13 protein-coding genes are annotated in these 15,630 nt (G+C 73.4%); 7 read left to right on the forward strand and 6 right to left on the reverse strand.

What is annotated here, in order from left to right; translation table 11 throughout:
- Window positions 1-141 precede the first annotated feature (141 nt).
- The 4 genes from lanKC to AB0I89_RS14010 all read left to right on the forward strand — a co-directional run bounded on the left by lanKC (window position 142) and on the right by AB0I89_RS14010 (window position 6,401).
- Entirely contained in the window at window positions 142-2,718 is a 2,577-nt protein-coding gene (gene lanKC / locus AB0I89_RS13995) for a class III lanthionine synthetase LanKC (protein ID WP_357125398.1), read from the forward strand.
- A gap of 5 nt (window positions 2,719-2,723) precedes the next feature.
- Complete coding sequence (locus AB0I89_RS14000) at window positions 2,724-2,843, forward strand: SapB/AmfS family lanthipeptide (RefSeq protein WP_013734295.1); 120 nt, start codon at window positions 2,724-2,726, stop codon at window positions 2,841-2,843.
- Between the two features lie 76 nt (window positions 2,844-2,919).
- A complete protein-coding gene (locus tag AB0I89_RS14005) occupies window positions 2,920-4,647 on the forward strand; it encodes an ABC transporter ATP-binding protein (RefSeq protein ID WP_357125401.1) in 1,728 nt (575 codons plus the stop codon).
- A complete protein-coding gene (locus tag AB0I89_RS14010; protein WP_357125404.1) occupies window positions 4,644-6,401 on the forward strand; it encodes an ABC transporter ATP-binding protein in 1,758 nt (585 codons plus the stop codon). Before AB0I89_RS14005 ends, AB0I89_RS14010 begins: the two co-directional genes overlap by 4 nt.
- Before the next feature lie 10 nt (window positions 6,402-6,411).
- Here the strand turns inward: AB0I89_RS14010 and AB0I89_RS14015 are convergent, their stop codons facing one another.
- The 3 genes from AB0I89_RS14015 to AB0I89_RS14025 all read right to left on the reverse strand — a co-directional run bounded on the left by AB0I89_RS14015 (window position 6,412) and on the right by AB0I89_RS14025 (window position 9,100).
- A complete protein-coding gene (locus tag AB0I89_RS14015) occupies window positions 6,412-6,996 on the reverse strand; it encodes a response regulator transcription factor (RefSeq protein ID WP_357125408.1) in 585 nt (194 codons plus the stop codon).
- Window positions 6,997-7,106: 110 nt separating this feature from the next.
- The gene (locus AB0I89_RS14020) at window positions 7,107-7,712 is read right to left on the reverse strand and encodes a response regulator transcription factor (RefSeq protein WP_357125411.1); all 606 of its coding nucleotides are present in this window, start codon (window positions 7,710-7,712) and stop codon (window positions 7,107-7,109) included.
- Between the two features lie 203 nt (window positions 7,713-7,915).
- Window positions 7,916-9,100, reverse strand: coding sequence for a hypothetical protein (locus tag AB0I89_RS14025; RefSeq protein ID WP_357125414.1), 1,185 nt, complete (start codon window positions 9,098-9,100; stop codon window positions 7,916-7,918).
- Window positions 9,101-9,172: 72 nt separating this feature from the next.
- On the opposite strand from AB0I89_RS14025, the gene AB0I89_RS14030 reads away from it, so the two are divergent.
- Together AB0I89_RS14030 and AB0I89_RS14035 are read left to right on the forward strand one after the other, a co-directional pair.
- The gene (locus tag AB0I89_RS14030) at window positions 9,173-9,721 is read left to right on the forward strand and encodes a glutaredoxin domain-containing protein (protein WP_357125416.1); all 549 of its coding nucleotides are present in this window, start codon (window positions 9,173-9,175) and stop codon (window positions 9,719-9,721) included.
- A 134-nt stretch (window positions 9,722-9,855) separates the two neighbouring features.
- Window positions 9,856-11,253, forward strand: a complete 1,398-nt coding sequence (locus AB0I89_RS14035; RefSeq protein WP_357125419.1) for an acyl-CoA synthetase — start codon at window positions 9,856-9,858, stop codon at window positions 11,251-11,253.
- Window positions 11,254-11,280: 27 nt separating this feature from the next.
- On the opposite strand, the gene AB0I89_RS14040 is transcribed toward AB0I89_RS14035, so the two are convergent.
- The gene (locus AB0I89_RS14040; protein WP_357125422.1) at window positions 11,281-11,853 is read right to left on the reverse strand and encodes a TetR family transcriptional regulator; all 573 of its coding nucleotides are present in this window, start codon (window positions 11,851-11,853) and stop codon (window positions 11,281-11,283) included.
- Window positions 11,854-12,010: 157 nt separating this feature from the next.
- Window positions 12,011-12,427, reverse strand: a complete 417-nt coding sequence (locus tag AB0I89_RS14045) for a hypothetical protein (RefSeq protein ID WP_357125425.1) — start codon at window positions 12,425-12,427, stop codon at window positions 12,011-12,013.
- 296 nt (window positions 12,428-12,723) lie between these two features.
- On the opposite strand from AB0I89_RS14045, the gene AB0I89_RS14050 reads away from it, so the two are divergent.
- On the forward strand, window positions 12,724-14,298 hold the full coding sequence (locus AB0I89_RS14050; RefSeq protein ID WP_357125428.1) for a hypothetical protein: 1,575 nt from the start codon (window positions 12,724-12,726) through the stop codon (window positions 14,296-14,298).
- A 72-nt stretch (window positions 14,299-14,370) separates the two neighbouring features.
- Here the strand turns inward: AB0I89_RS14050 and AB0I89_RS14055 are convergent, their stop codons facing one another.
- On the reverse strand, window positions 14,371-15,456 hold the full coding sequence (locus tag AB0I89_RS14055; protein WP_357125431.1) for a hypothetical protein: 1,086 nt from the start codon (window positions 15,454-15,456) through the stop codon (window positions 14,371-14,373).
- Window positions 15,457-15,630 lie beyond the last annotated feature (174 nt).

The following is a 15,630-nucleotide window of genomic DNA, read 5'->3' on the forward strand; positions in this document are numbered from 1 at the left end:
GCCTGACTATTGTCACGAGTTCGTGTGCACCTCGCATCACGGTCGGTGACTTAGCGCACTGGAGCCCACCGGGCCCCGTCGATGAGACTCGATGCAACGCCGGACGACAGCAGCCGGCCGGAATCGAGAGGCGGCGGGACAGTGGACGAACGCTACGACAGCTACTGCGCCGCGGATCGCCTGTTCTACGACTCGCTCGGCAGCGCCGTCGCGCAGCCGGTCTTTCCGGCCGCCGAGCGGGACATCCCGACCGGCTGGCGTCGTGAGCCGCTCGACGACTGGCTGATCTACGCCCCGGACGGCGGTTCGCTGCCGCAGCAGGGCTGGAAGATCCACGTGTCGGCGGGTCTGGCGAACGCCGAGCGCGTGTTGGACGCCGTCTGGGACTACTGCGTACCCCGGGGCCTGTCCTTCAAGTTCCTCCGGGGGCCCCGCACACTGCTGCTGCGCAACTCCAAGTACGCCTCCCGGGCCGCCAGCGGCAAGTTCGTCACCGTCTACCCGCGCGACGAGGCGGAGCTGGAGCTGGTCTGCAAGGAGCTCGACGAGCTGCTCACCGGCGAGTCCGGGCCGTACATCCTCAGCGACCTGCGCTATGGCGCCGGCCCGATCCACGTGCGCTACGGCGGCTTCGCCGCCCGCTACTGCCACTCGCCCGACGGTCAGGTGGTGCCGGCGATCGAGGACGACTCCGGCACGCTGGTGCCGGACCGGCGCGATCCCGTCTTCCACGTGCCGTCCTGGGTCACCCTGCCCGACTTCCTCGGCCCGCACCTCGCGGCGCGCAGCGGCACCAGCACCGACCAGGTGCCGTACCGGATCGAACGGGTGATCCACTTCTCCAACGGCGGTGGCCTGTACGTGGGCCGCGACCTGCGCACCGACACCGAGGTCGTGCTGAAGGAGGCCCGGCCGCACGCCGGCCTGGACGCCGACGGCGCCGACGCCGTCGCCCGGCTGGCCCGCGAGGCCGACGCCCTGCGGCAACTCGCCGACCTGCCGCAGGTGCCCCGGGTGCACGACGAGTTCGAGCTGGGCGAGCACCGGTTCCTCGCGCTGGAGTTCATCGAGGGTCGACCGTTGAACAAGATGCTGGTCGACAGGTATCCGCTGATCGACGCGGACGCGACGGACGAGGACCGGGCGGCGTACGCCCGCTGGGCCCGGCACGTCCACGAGCAGGTCGAGTCCCTCATCGCGGCGATCCACGAACGCGGCCTGGTCTACGGCGACCTGCACCTGTTCAACATCATGATCCGTCCGGACGACCGGGTCGCCCTCGTCGACTTCGAGGTGGCCGCGCCGATCGACGGGCACCGCCGACCGGGGCTGCGCAACCAGGGCTTCGCGGCTCCCCGCGACCGGACCGGACCGGCGGTCGACAGGTACGCCCTGGCCTGCCTGCGGTTGGCGCTGTTCCTGCCGCTGACCCAGCTGGTGCGGCTCGCCCCGGCGAAGGCGGCGCACCTGGCCGACGTCATCGCCGCGAACTTTCCAGTGCCGAGGTCCTTCCTCGACCCGGCGGTCGAGGAGATAACCGGCGGCCCGCAGGTGACGGCCGCGCACGACGCACCCGTCACCCGGGACAGGCTGGCGAGCGCCATCCTGGCCAGCGCCACCCCGACACGCGCCGACCGGCTCTTCCCCGGCGACATCGAGCAGTTCCGCAGCGGCGGCCTCAACCTCGCCCACGGGGCGGCGGGAGTGCTGTACGCGCTGCACACCAGCGGCGTCGGACGGTGGCCCGAACACGAGGACTGGCTGGTACGACGGGCGACCGCGCCCCCGTCCGGCACCCGCTGCGGCTTCTACGACGGCCTGCACGGTGTCGCCCACGCCCTCGAGAGCCTCGGCCGCCGGCAGGACGCGCTGGACGTGCTCGACATCTGCCTGCGCGAGCCGCTGGACGGACTCGACCACAGCCTGGCGAGCGGACTGTCCGGGATCGCGCTCAACCTGGCCGAGTTGGCCGCCCGTACCGGGGAGGTGTCGTTGCGCGATGCCGCGTGGCGGGCCGCCGAGCGGCTGATCGGGCAGCTGCCCGACGATCCCGGCCCGGACATCAGCGGCGGACGCCACCCGTACGCCGGGCTGCTGCGCGGCCGGACCGGACCGGCGTTGACGCTGCTGCGGCTCTACGAGCTCAGCGGCGACGAGGACCTGTTGGGGCACGCCGCCACGGCGTTGCGCCAGGATCTGCGCCGGTGCGTGCTGCGCCCGGACGGCGCCCTGGAGGTCAACGAGGGCTGGCGGACCATGCCGTACCTGGCACACGGCAGCGTCGGCATCGGACTGGTTCTCGATCAGTACCTGCGCCATCGCGACGACGACGGGTTCGCACAGGCCAGCGCGGGGATCCGCCGTGCGGCACGGTCACCGTTCTACGCGCAGACCGGGCTCTTCGCCGGCCGGGCCGGCATCATCACCTACCTCGCCGCCTCAGTTCACGACGGCGACCGCCGGGAGCTCGACGCGCAGGTGGACCGGCTGGCCTGGCACGCGCTGCCGTACCGGGAGGGGACCGCCTTCCCCGGTGAGCAGCTGCTCCGGCTCTCGATGGACTTCGGCACCGGCACCGCCGGCGTGCTGTACGCGCTGACCTGCGCGCGGGACGACAACCCGCCGGTGCTGCCCTTCCTCGCGCCCCTGCCGGGCGCGCAGAGACTCCCCCGCGACAGCGGGGGCGACCGGATCGACGAAGGAATGGAAGGGAGGTGAACGACATGGCGCTTCTGGACCTCCAGGGCCTGGAGATGGCTCCGGCCGACCGCACGGGTGGCGGTAGCCGGGCGAGCCTGCTGCTCTGCGGCGACAGCTCGCTCTCCGTCACGACCTGCAACTGATCCGTCGCACGAACGTGATCGCCCTGGGTGGGTAGACGTGCCCACCCAGGGCGACCGCGTGGCACCGGGAGGAGCGATGTCGACGTTCGACGCGGGGGACCGGTTGCTGCGGCGAACGGTCCTGGCTGGCGGCGGCTGGACCGCCGGGCTCGCGGCGGTCGCGCTCCTGGGCGCGGCCGCCGAACTGTTGCTTCCCGCGGCCCTGGGCCGCGCCGTCGACGCCGCCCTCACCGGAGGCCCGCTCTGGTGGGCGGTGGCCGCCGGCGGCCTGGTCGTCGCCCTCGTCTGCGTCGACGCCCTGACCGACCTGGCCAGCGGATTCGGCGCCGCCCGCGCCACCGCCGGACTGCGCCGCCACCTGCTGCGCCACCTGTTCGCGCTGGACGTGCGTGCCACCCGCCGGTACCCGGTGGGCGATCTCGTCGGTCGCCTGGTCGGCCAGTCCGCCGACGCGGGGCAGGCCGGCAACGCCGTGGTCCTGGCCGCCGTGGCGGTGCTGCCGCCCCTCGGCAGCGTCGTCGCGCTCGCCCTCCTGGAACCGATCCTGGGGATCACCCTGCTCGCCGGCCTCGGCCTGCTCGCCGTCCTCATGCGCGCCTTCGTGGCCGACGCCTCCGCCGCGACGGCCGGCTACCAACGGGTGCTCGGCGAAATCGCCGGCCGACTGCTGGAGTCGCTGACCGGCGCCCGGACCATCGCCGCCGCCGCCACGGTCCACCGCGAGGAGGCCCGCGTGCTGGCGGCCCTGCCGGAGCTGGGCCGGCACGGCCGACGTACCTGGGACCTGCTGGCGCGGGCGAGCGCGCGTACCGCCGCCGTGGCGCCGCTGCTGCACCTGAGCGTCGTCGCGGTCGGCGGGTACGCCCTGACGGCCGGTTGGCTCACGCCCGGTGAACTGGTCGCCGCCGTCCGGTACGCGGCCATGGGCGCCGGCCTCGGTGCGGTCCTCGCCACGCTCAACCACCTGGTGCGCAGCCGCGCCGGGGCGCACCGGGTCGCCGAACCGCTGCGACAGCCCGCCATGACGAGCGGCGACCGGCCCCTACCGCCCGGCGGCGGCGCGCTGCGACTGCGGGGCGTGCGCGTGTACGGCGATGACGGCCGGCCCATCCTGGACGGCATCGACCTGGACGTGCCGGCCGGCGCGACCGTGGCCGTCGTCGGCGCGTCCGGTGCCGGCAAGTCGACCCTCGCGGCCGTGGCGGGACGGCTGCACGACCCGGATCACGGTACGGCGCTCCTCGACGGCGTGCCGCTGCGTGACCTCGACGCGTCGGCGCTGCGCCGAGCCGTCGGCTACGCCTTCGACCAGCCGGTGCTGATCGGCGCGACGGTCCACGACGCGGTCGGCCTGGCGTTGCCGGGCGCCGTCGCGGTGCCACCGGCCGACGCGCGCCCCGCCACGCCGGCGGTTCTGCGGGCGGCCCGTCTGGCGGCGGTCGCCGACGTCATCGACCGGCTGCCCGAGGGGTACCGCACACCGCTGGTGGACGCGCCGCTCTCCGGTGGTGAGACCCAACGCCTCGGCCTGGCCCGGGCGTTCGCCGCCGAGCGGCTGCTCATCCTGGACGACGCGACGTCCAGCCTGGACACGGCGACCGAACACCGGATCACCGAAGCGATCGTCGGGCGCCCCGGCGAGCGGACCCGACTGGTGGTCACCCACCGGGCGGCGGCGGCGGCCCGCGCCGACCTGGTCGCCTGGCTGGACGGCGGTCGGCTGCGCGCGCTGGCGCCGCACCGGCGACTCTGGGCCGAGCCGGACTACCGGGCCGTGTTCGAGCCGGCCGGCGGTGGATCGTGACCCCGCTGACCGTGCGCCGGGTGACCTGGCGGGCGCTGCGGGCCCGCCGAGCTGACCTCGCCCGTCTCTGCGGGTGGTCGCTCGTCGAGGCGTTGCCGGCGCTGCTCGCCGGCCTGCTGGTCGCCCGTGCCGTGGACCACGGCTTCCTGGCCGGGCGTCTCGTCGACGGGCTGGCGTGGTTGGGGGTCCTCGCCGTGGCCGTGCTGGTCGGCGCGGCGGCGACCGGCCGGACGTACCGGAGCCTCGGCGCGGTGGTCGAGCCGTTCCGCGACGAGGTGGCCGCCCAGGTGGTGCGGGGCGCGCTCCGGGACGCCACCCGCGCGGGTGGTCGCCCGGACAGCGCGGCGATGACCCGGCTGACCCACCAGATGGAGATCGTCCGGGACACCTTCGCCGGCCTGCTGATGGTCACGCGTGGTTTCCTCTTCTCCGCTGGCGCTGCCCTGCTCGGCCTCCTCGCCCTCGCGCCGGTGGCGGCGGCGCTGGCCGCCGCGCCGCTGGTCGCCGGCCTGGCCGTGTTTCTCGCCGCTCTGCCGGCCATGGTCGCGCACCAGCGGGCGTACGTCCGCGCGGGCGAGCGGTTGGGCCAGTCGGCCGCGACGGCGCTGGCCGGTCACCGCGACGTGCTGGCCTGTGGCGCCCAGGCGCGCGTGGCGTCCGAGGTGGAGCAGCACGTGTCGGCGCAGGCCGCCGCCGAGCGCACCCTCGCCCGAATGGCGGTGATCCGTAGCCTCAGCCTCGGCATCGGCGGATGGTCACCGCTGGTGGTGCTGCTCGTGGCCACTCCGTGGCTGGTCGAGCGCGGAATGACGGCGGGCGCGGTGCTGGGGGCGCTGATCTACGTGTCCACCGGGCTGCAACCCGCCGTGCACACCCTCGTGCAGGGCCTCGGCGGCGGCGGGCTGCGCTACGCGGTCACTCTGGAGAACATCCTGCGCGTCTATCCCCACCGGCCGGCGCCCACGGGGGAGACTCCCGGCCCGCGCCGGTCGACCAGGCCGGTCGGGGGGTCACCGGCCGCCGAGGTCCGGGGACTGACCTTCCGGTACGGCCCGAGCGCCGAGCCGATCCTGCGGAACTTCTCGCTGACGCTGGCCAACGGCGATCACCTTGCCGTGGTGGGACCCAGCGGCGCGGGCAAGTCCACGCTGGCCGCTCTGCTGGCCGGGCTCGTGCCACCGCAGGAGGGCACGGTCCACCTGGCCGGTGCTCCGGTCGCCGACACCGCGCCGGCCGTCCTGGCCCGGATGCGGGTGCTGCTGCCCCAGCAGGCGTACGTCTTCACCGGCACGCTGGCCGACAACCTCCGCTACCTCCGGCCCGACGCCGACGACGACACCCTGGCGGTCGCCCTCGACGAGCTGGGCGCACGCCCCCTGGCGACCCGCCTGGGTGGCCTGGACGCGCCGGTCGTACCGGCCCAGCTCTCCGCCGGTGAGCGGCAGCTCGTCGCGGCGGTCCGGGCCTGGCTCGCGCCCGCCCCGCTGGCGGTCCTGGACGAGGCGACCTGCCATCTCGACCCGGCGCTGGAGGCGACCGTCGAGGCCGCCTTCGCTCGACGGCCCGGCAGCCTCGTCGTGGTCGCCCACCGGATCAGCTCCGCCCTGCGCGCCGATCGGGTGCTGGTCCTCGACGGCGACGCGCCAACCGTGGGGACGCACGAGCAGTTGCTGACCCGCTCGGCCACCTACCGGGCGCTCGTCGGCTGCTGGGAGGAGCCGGTGACGCCGTCCCCGGCGACCCGGCCGGCCTGACCTCCGCCGGTCAGATCCAGCCCGCCTCGCCCGCCAACCGCACCGCCTCGACCCGGGTGCGCGCACCCACCTTGCGGGCGATCCGAGCGAGGTGGTTGCGGACGGTCCCACGGCTGAGCCCGAGCGACGCCGCGACCTCGGCGACCGGTGCCCCCGCCGCCGTCAGCGTCAACACCTCCCGCTCCCGCTCGGTCAGCGGGTCGTCCGAGTGCAGGGCCGCGACGACGAGGTCCGCGTCGAGGACGGGCTCCCGGCGGGCGAGCCGGCGGATCCCGTCGACGACCCGCTGGGGGGCGGCGTCGTTGCGCAGGATGCCGACCGTCCGGGACGGGCTGAGCATCCCCCGCAGTCGGCGGGCCCGGTGCGGGTGGACCAGCATCAGGATGGGGCACAGGCCCAGGCGACCGGGCACCTCCTCCTCGACCAGATCGAGGTCGGCCACCACCACGTCCGGGCGCTGGGCATGGACGGCCGCGCGGACCGCGTCGCCGCGATCCACCTCCGCCACGACACGGATGTCGTCCTCGGCGGCGAGGACGAACGACAGCGCCCCCAACACCAGGGCCCCGTCCAGAGCGAGCAGGGTACGGATCACGACGAACCTTCCCGCGCTTGCATGACGATCACTCAACGTCAATATTCAAACACGCATTCGTCGGGGCCGCACGGCGACGGGGCGGGCCCGTGACGGACCCGCCCCGATGGCTACAACCAGCCGTTGCGCCGGGCGTGCCACACCGCTTCCAACCGGTTGCGGGCCCCGATCTTGCGCAGGATCGCCGACAGGTGGTTACGCACCGTCCCGTGGGCCAGGAAGAGGCGACCGGCGATCTCCTTGAGTGGCAGACCCTCGGCGGCCATCCGCAGCACGTCCAACTCCCGGGGCGTCAACGGCATCTCCGACGGACTGAGCACCGCCACCGCGGCCGCCGGGTCGATCGCCCGCTCCCCGGCCGCGAGCGCGCGGATCGACCGCACCAACTCGACCAGCGGGCTGTCCTTGCCGACCAGGCCGCGTGCGCCGGCCGCCAGCGCCGCCTCCACGAGGGCCGGGCTCCACCGGGGGCTCATCGCCAACACGGCGGCGTGCGGCGCCTCGGCGCTGATCCGGGCGACCACCTCCACCGGGTCGGGCAGCTCCGGTGTCAGCGCCAGCACCACCACCTGCGGCCTGCACCGGCGGACCGCCGTCAACAGTTCGCCGACGCCCTCGACGTCGGCGACCACCTCCATGTCCTCCTCACGGGACAGCGCGGCGCAGAGCGCTCCGCGCAGCAAACCCATGTCCTCGGCGACAACAACGTGGATCACCGTGTTTCTCCGATCTCAGGTGCACGTCACGACGGTCACCGAACCCGGTGTGTCCACGGGTTGGCAGCGATCGTCGTACGCGAGAAGTCGGGCGGCCATGGGCCCACCACGCCGTCAGGGCGCGTGGGCGCGGGCACCATTGACCAGGCCAGCGGGGTGGGACCGACCGCGCGGGCGAGCAGCCCGGCGGTCGGCGGCCGGCTTCAGCCCGGGCGGGCGATCCCAGACGGAGTTCGGCTCTCGACGGAGAGCGGCACGAGGTGGCAGAGCGCGGCGATGCCGGGGTGTGACTGCCGGTGAGCCGGCCGGATCAGGCCCGGCGCGGGCGCCGAGCCCTCGTCGGTGCCGGCGGCGTCCTGGTCGACCGGGGTGACGGGCTGACCCGGAGGGTAGGCCGCGACGGCCGGCGGCGCCGGGCGCGCGGCGAGGTGGCCCGGTGGGGCCATGGCAGGTGGGTACGCGGCCACGGGTGTCGGCGGCGGTGCGACCGGTGCTGGCGTCGCCGCGGCGTGTATCGGCGGCAGCGCCGGAACCGGCGGCGGGGTTGGCGGGGCCGGTGCGGGCGCCGCGCCGGGCGAGGCGGCGGGCGACGCGGCGGTCGGTTCGAGCGCCGGGGGGGCGACCGGTGAACGCGGCGCGGGTACGACCACCGCGCCGAGAGCGGGCGGCAGGACGGCATCGACGACGCGCAGCAGCGCCGGGACGACGGGCGCGATCGGCAGGGCGCGCACGACGTCGACGGCGGGCCGCAGGACCGGGGTGAGCAGGCCCGCCACGGCGGGCGAGACGAGCGCTTCGGGCAGCTCTCGGTGATCGGGCGCGGCGGTCGCCGGCTGCCGTGCGAAATCTGCCGCCGATCGAGGTGGGCGGGCGCGGTGGGCGGAACGATGAGTCGCGCGGGCCGCGGTCGAGGATCGCAGCCGTTCGTACCGTGTGGCGTCGGACCGGACGGAGGTGGCCGTCCGGGACGGCGGCACGGAGGTCCGCGCGGCCGCCGTCGGGCGGCGGGACGCGGTCGGGGACGGCACGTCGCGTGCGCCGACGACACCGGCTATCGCGCCGGTCAGCGGAGCGTGGCGCCCGCCACGGCGGGGGTCCTCGGCGCGTACGCCGCCGCGGGGGTCGGGGTCGGAGCGTTCGGTGATGGTGACCTGCCGGACCGGCTCCACCAGAGCGCCGAGCTGCCGATGAAGCGCGCCGCCGGAACCGCCGCGCGTGTCGTCGGCGCTGGCCGGCCCCTGGAACAGGAGGGCCAGGACGAAGCCGCCCCCGACGGCCACCGCCAACAGCGCCAGACGCCGGACGAGCCCGCGCGGTCGGTCGGCCACGACGGGCGCGGGTCGACCGGGCGCGGACGTCGGCGCGGTTCCGTTGACGGGACTTCGCACGCGGGCACTACCCCCTTGCCTCGAGACTGACCCATAGTAGCGATGCGCTTACGTATTCGCATCAGTCAATGGATGTCGGACGCGCCCCCCGGCGGGTGCGATGGACGCCGGGCGACGCTGGGTGTCGGGTCGGTCTCCGCCGGGGTGGCGCGGGCGCAGCCGGTCGTCGACGGTAGTGTCCCCAGCGTGGTGCGGCGGTGGGCCCTGGCGGTGTTGGCGGCGACCTTCGGCGTGCTGGTCCTGGCTTCGCAACTGGCCGCCGGGTCGCCAGTGGTCGGCGGTGTCGAGTTTCTGATCTTTCTGGCGGTGGCGTTCGGGGTGTCGCCGTGGGCCTTCCCCCGCTCGATGGGGGCCGCCGAAGCGCAGCGGGCCAGCGCGGCGGACGGGCTGCCGATCGTGTACTGGCGCCCCGGCTGCCGTTACTGCCTCCAGCTCCGCTTCTCGCTTGTCCGGCTCGCTCGGCAGGCACACTGGGTCGACATATGGCACGACCCGGCGGGTGCCGCGGCCGTTCGGGCGATCACCGGCGGCAACGAGACGGTGCCCACGGTCGTGTTCGACGCTCAGGCCGTGGTGAACCCCGACCGCGGCTGGCTCCGCGAGCGGCTCCGCCGGCTCTGACCCGCCCGCCGCCGGTCGGGGGCGGGCTGCTCGCACCGCCGCGACCGACGTCCGTCCGCTGCGTCGCGCTCGCCGGGTGAGCCCCGGAGATGCTGACGGTCAGGTACGCGTGACATTCGGCGTAGCCTCGGTCCATGCGCCTGCTCGACGGTCTCGACCGCTCCAGCCCGACCGTCGATGATCTGATCCGCCTCGGGCCGGTTACCATGTCCGCCGAGCGCCTGCGGCAATGCGCCGCCGCGGTGGCAGACGACCTGCGCGGCGAACCGGTCGTCGCCGTGCACGCCAGCGCGACCGCCGAGACCGTGGTGGGGATGGTGGGCGCGCTGCTCGGTGGAGCCGCCGTCGTCCCGGTGCCGCCCGACTCCGGTCCTCGGGAGAGGGCGCACATCCTGCGCGATTCCGGCGCGACACTGCTGCTCGGCGGCACCGGGGACGAACCTGCGCGGATCGGTGTCCGTCGGGTCGACCTGGGCCGTACCTCGGACACCCGGCACCCGACGCCGGCCCCCGAACGCACTGCTCTGATCATGTACACGAGCGGCACCACGGGAGCGCCCAAGGGGGCGGTCCTGTCGCACCGTGCCGTCGAGGCCGGCATCGACGCGCTCGCCGACGCCTGGGCCTGGACCCCTGACGACCTCCTGGTGCACGGTCTGCCCCTGTTCCACGTCCACGGTCTCGTCCTCGGCGTGCTCGGCGCGCTGCGGGTGGGCTGCCGGCTGCACCACACCGGACGGCCGACGCCCGAGGCGTACGCCGAGGCGGGCGGCACCCTCTACTTCGGAGTGCCGACGGTGTGGTCGCGGATCTGCGCCCAGCCGACGGCCGCCGCGCGCCTCAGTTCGGCGCGGCTGCTGGTCTCCGGCAGCGCTGCCCTGCCCGCGCCGTCGTTCGAGCGGATGCGCCAGCTCACCGGTCACCAGCCGGTCGAGCGTTACGGCATGACCGAAACGTTGATCACGTTGAGCAATCGCGCCGACGACCCGCACCGTCGGCCCGGCATGGTCGGCACTCCCGTGCCGGGCGCGGAGACGCGGGTGCTCGACGAGGACGGGCGGCCGGTACCCGCCGACGGGACGGCCATCGGGGAGCTGTGGGTTCGCGGACCGATGCTCTTCGACGGTTACCTGGGCAAGCCCGACGTGACCGCCCGGCTGCTCGACGGGGACGGGTGGTTCCGCACCGGGGACATCGCGAGCGTGTCGCCCGATGGTGTGCATCGACTGGTCGGTCGTCGGTCGACCGACCTGATCAAGAGCGGTGGTTACCGGATCGGCGCTGGTGAGGTTGAGGATGCGCTGTTGGCCCACCCGGGTGTTCGCGAGGCCGCGGTCGTCGGCACGCCGAACGACGACCTCGGCCAGGAGGTCACCGCCTTCGTCGTCGCGGACCAGGTGAGCGCGGCCGAGCTCGTCGACTTCGTGGCGCGGACGCTGTCCGTCCACAAACGGCCGCGCCAGATCAGGTTTCTCGACACGCTGCCCCGAAATGCGATGGGCAAGGTGCAGAAGCACCTGCTCGCCGAGTGACGACCAGTCCCAGCCGGTCCCGGCCGTTCACCGCGATCGCGGCGCGGCGGCGTCGGTGCGGGGTTCGTCGCCCGAAGCGCCCTGGGTCACCTCCGCGCGCAGCGCGTCGAAGGCCTCGTTGATGAGGTGGCGCAAGTCGTCGGCGCCGTTGCTCTCCGCCCAGTAACGGATGGCCTCCGTGGTGGCCGCCAGCGCGGCCGCGACCAGAACCCGCAGGCGCAGCCTGTCCCGGGATCCGCTGGCGGTCGGCGCCAGCGCCTTGATGAGCAGTTGCTGGTCGGCGTCGCGTCGCTGTCCGGTGCCGGCCCGCAGCGCCGGCGTCTGGTAGACCAGTCGCATCCGGGACAGCAGCACCTCGCGTTCGCTGTCGTACAGCTGGTTGAGCCCGTGCGTGAGAGCGTGCCGGATCTTGTCGATGGCGGGCTCGTCGGCCGGACGCTCGGCGATCAGGTCGGCGATCATCGGGTCGTAGCCGTCCTCGAGTGCCGCGTCCTCCTTGGTGGGAAAGTAGCGGAAGAACGTCATGTGCGAGACGCCGCTGGCGGCGGCGATCTCCTCGACAGTGGTGGCGTCGAAACCCTTCTCCAGGAACAGCCGCATGGCATTCTGCTGAAGCTGCCGGCGCGTGCGTTCTCTCTTCTCGCGGCGCCAGTCGGATCCCGGTGCCCGGGAAGCATCGGCACTGCTCACAGGGGCCTCATTCTGCGGATTCGTCTGAATACCGTGGCAGCCTAACCGCCGCTCTGCGCGATGCCGCTCACCCGGCACCCGGCCGGTGCGGTGTCACCGATGCGAACGATTCGCGTTTCGGCAGGAGGGCCAGGCAGAGCGCGGCGCCGACCACGGCGAGTCCGAAGCAGCACCACATGACCGCCGACATTCCATCGACGTACGCCGGTTGGGCGGAGCGCAACAGCGCGGAACCGGTTGGTCCGAGCTTCTCGGCGACGGCGGCCGCGCCGAACACCGACTCCCTGGCCGCGTCGGCCCCTGTGGACGGGAGACCGCCGAGCTCCGGATCAAGGTCCCGCTGGTAGACGCCGGAGAGCACGCTGCCCATCGCGGCCACCGCCACGGCGCTACCGACCTGCCGCAACGTGTTGACCACCGCCGAGCCGCTGCCGGCGTCGTCGTCACCAACCGAACCGACCGCCGCCTCCAGGAAGGTGGCCATCACGGCGCCGACGCCGAACCCGCAGCCGGCGAGGCCGATCGCCAGCGACCCGTACCCGCTGGCATCGGCTACGACCCCTTAAAGTTAGCGACTAACATGTTAGAGGATAACCTTTCGGCGTGGCCGAGGCAAGGGGCCGTCATGCGCACTCCTGCGTCGAACGTAGGACTTCTTCGCATAAGTCCGGTTGATGTGAGTTCGACTCGGCTACGTTCCCCGTGGGAGCGACAACCGATTTGTCGCTGTCTGCGCCGACTGTGGCGTGCAGAGACACGGTGTACGGAGAAGGGCCAGATATGTCCAACCATCGACACCCGAACGTCAGCGATGCGGCGGCAGACCAGCCACGTCCGGCCAAGAGGCGCCGGGCCCGCTGGCTCGTCGCCGGGGTGGCCGGACTGACCGGGGTCGCCGGTCTGGCGGCCGTCGGCGTGCCCGGAGGCCTGACCGGAGCGCTCGGAGCGGGCGGAGGACTGCTCGGGAAACAGGTCCTCGCCGGCAGCAGCCGGGCGGCGGACGACGACAGCGGCAAGCACGATCCGGGCGGTCGCGACAAGGAGCACGGGGGCGACAAGGAGCGCGGGGACGACGACTGGAGCGGTGGCGGCCGGGACGCCTGGGACGTGCCGTGCGGCGCCAACGAGCTGATCGCGGCGATCGTCCGCGCGAACGCCGGCAACGGGGCGAAGCTCCGGCTCGCCAAGGGGTGCACCTACACGCTCAACGCGTCCGCGCCCCAGCCGCCCGTGCCGTTCGGCCCCGTCGGCCTTCCCATCGTCACCCAGCCGATCACGATCGACGGCAACGGTTCCACGATCGTCCGGGCGGCCGCCGCGACGCCGTTCCGGATCCTCGAGGTGGGGGCCGGCGGTGACCTGAAACTGCGCGACGCCACCATCAAGGGCGGCGACGACACCAGCGGGATCGGCGGTGGCGGTGGTGGCATCCGCGTCGACGTCGGCGGTCGGGCCACCCTGGAGAACATCGACGTCGTCTTCAACCACTCCAACGGCACCGGCGGTGGGATCGCCAACTTCGGCGACACCAGGATCCTCGGCCGCGGCGACCACGGCGGCAATGACAAGGACGGCAAGGACGGCAAGGACCGGGAGCGGTACGGCGACGACGAGAGCCGGATCAGCGACAACGGCGCGTTGTTCGACGGCGGTGGCGTCTACAACAACGGCAACCTCACGGTGCGGAACACCAGGCTCAGCGACAACAGCACGATCGGGACCGTCGTCATCCTGCCGATCGGCGGCGCGGGTGGCGGCCTGTCGAACTCCAGCGTCGCCGTGCTCGACGACGTCCGCGTGCACCACAACAGCGCCGGCTTCCGAGGCGGTGGCATCCGCACCGGGATCAACGGCACCACCACGGCCAGGAACATCGAGGTCACCGAGAACACGGCCGGTAGCGAGGGCGGCGGCATCTTCACCGACGGCACCTTCCAGCTCCAGCACGGCAAGATCGTTCGTAACGACGCCGGCCAACGCGGCGGCGGTGTGTTCAACCAGATCGGCCAGTTCGTGGCCGAGGACAGCCAGATCAGTGAGAACGCCGCCAGCACGAGAAGCACCATCGAGAACGGCGGCGGCGTCTACAACGGCAGCGGTGTGGTCGTGCTGCGGCGCACCCTCGTCAGCCGCAACAAGGCGTTCGGCACGAACTCACGCGGCGGCGGAATCTACAACAACGCCACCCTCACCCTCACCCAGACCAAGGTCACGGAGAACGTCTCTGTCGTGGCGCCGGGCGGGGTGTTCAACGACGGTGGTCAGGTCACCGTGGACGACAAGTCGGCCATCAGCGGCAACCGACCCACCAACTGCACGCCCAGCGCACCACCCGTACCCAACTGCTTCGGCTGACCACCGCGGCACCTGGTCCCGCCCACGGTCCGATCACCAGATCGGACCGTGGGCGGGACTTGCCGCGTGCGGTCAGAGCCGGGAGGTGAAGGTGGCCAGGAAGCGGTGCGGGGTGACGACGCCGGCGTTGTCGAAGCAGATCACGTCGACGTCGGCGTTGGTGGTGTACGTCCACGGTTGGGTCAGGTGGCAGTAGTTGTTGCCGGCGCCCTGCGCCACCACCTGCGCGTGCGTCTCCTTGAGACCGATCTGCGGAAACGTCGCGAGGTAGCGGCCGGCGGGCGCGATCGCCGCGACGGTGTTCGCACCGACGCCGAGCACCGAGTTGTCGTTGGTGGGCCCACCGACGGCGGTACCCAGGTAACCGAAGTACGACGGCGGGCCGAGGGAGCCGATCACCGGCCGGCGACGGTGGTACGAGAGGACGAAGTCGGTGTTGACGGCGGCCCCGGCCTGGTCGTAACAGAACACGTAGACCTGCACCCCGGTCCCGACCGCGCTCCAGGAGTTGACCTTGCAGCGGCGGGGTCCGGCGTTCGGCTGTACGGCGGTGACCTGCACGTCACCGGCGAGCACGCCGGCCAGTCCGACAGCGGGCAGCCGTACCAGGTACTGCCCGACGCCCACCGGCCCGGCGGTGTTCACCGCGCCCGTCGAGTTGTACGACTGCGCCAGCACGCCGCTGGTCCACTGCACGTACGCGTGGGAGGTGCCGGCCGCCACGACGCCCGAGCTGGTCGTCCAGAGCACGGTGAACGGGGTGTCCTCGCGGGTGCCGCCGGGCCGGTGGCACTGCACGTCGACGATCTCGTCGGTGCCGGACTGGAACCAGCGGACCACCTCGCAGTAGTGCCCGGTCCGGTTCACCGGCGTCACGTGGGGCACGCCCCGCGCGCCGGCGCCCACCTGCGGGAAGCGCACCTGGAAGCGACCGGGCGCGAGCTTGACGCCGTCGGCCCAGGCGGCCGGGAACGCCGTCTTCCAGCTACCCCACTGCCGGCTGGTGTCCAGCACGGTCCAGACCGCCACGGTGGGGTCCTTGACGTACGCGAAGCCCCAGCGGTCGGCGGTGGCGGCGGCGGCCGGCGCCGGTGGTGCGAGCGCGCTGGCGGCCAGGACGGCGGCCAGCGCGGCGGTGACGAACGTTCGGAGACGCATGGTTCCTCCACTCGACAGGGACGTGTCGGGGAGGAGTGTGCTTTGCGTGATGACCTGGTCACAGTCGGCTACCGCACGCTTTGGTGTCGGGTGTCGGCCAACGAGAGGCGGGGGCCCCCCACCCCGGCGGGGGGGGCTCGCGGGGTGAGGGGGTGGGTGGGGAGGCGGCCGACG

Origin of the sequence: Micromonospora sp. NPDC049801, assembly GCF_040656575.1 — a bacterium.
Classification (GTDB): Bacteria; Actinomycetota; Actinomycetes; order Mycobacteriales; family Micromonosporaceae; genus Micromonospora.

What these genes read in the sequence shown, in the direction of transcription:
- AB0I89_RS14000 (WP_013734295.1), top strand. Translation starts at nt 2,724, where the DNA reads ATGGCGCTTCTGGACCTCCAGGGCCTGGAGATGGCTCCGGCCGACCGC.
- AB0I89_RS14005 (WP_357125401.1), top strand. Translation starts at nt 2,920, where the DNA reads ATGTCGACGTTCGACGCGGGGGACCGGTTGCTGCGGCGAACGGTCCTG.
- AB0I89_RS14030 (WP_357125416.1), top strand. Translation starts at nt 9,173, where the DNA reads ATGTCGGACGCGCCCCCCGGCGGGTGCGATGGACGCCGGGCGACGCTG.
- AB0I89_RS14035 (WP_357125419.1), top strand. Translation starts at nt 9,856, where the DNA reads ATGCGCCTGCTCGACGGTCTCGACCGCTCCAGCCCGACCGTCGATGAT.
- AB0I89_RS14040 (WP_357125422.1), bottom strand. Translation starts at nt 11,853, where the DNA reads ATGCGGCTGTTCCTGGAGAAGGGTTTCGACGCCACCACTGTCGAGGAG.
- AB0I89_RS14045 (WP_357125425.1), bottom strand. Translation starts at nt 12,427, where the DNA reads ATGGCCACCTTCCTGGAGGCGGCGGTCGGTTCGGTTGGTGACGACGAC.
- AB0I89_RS14050 (WP_357125428.1), top strand. Translation starts at nt 12,724, where the DNA reads ATGTCCAACCATCGACACCCGAACGTCAGCGATGCGGCGGCAGACCAG.
- AB0I89_RS14055 (WP_357125431.1), bottom strand. Translation starts at nt 15,456, where the DNA reads ATGCGTCTCCGAACGTTCGTCACCGCCGCGCTGGCCGCCGTCCTGGCC.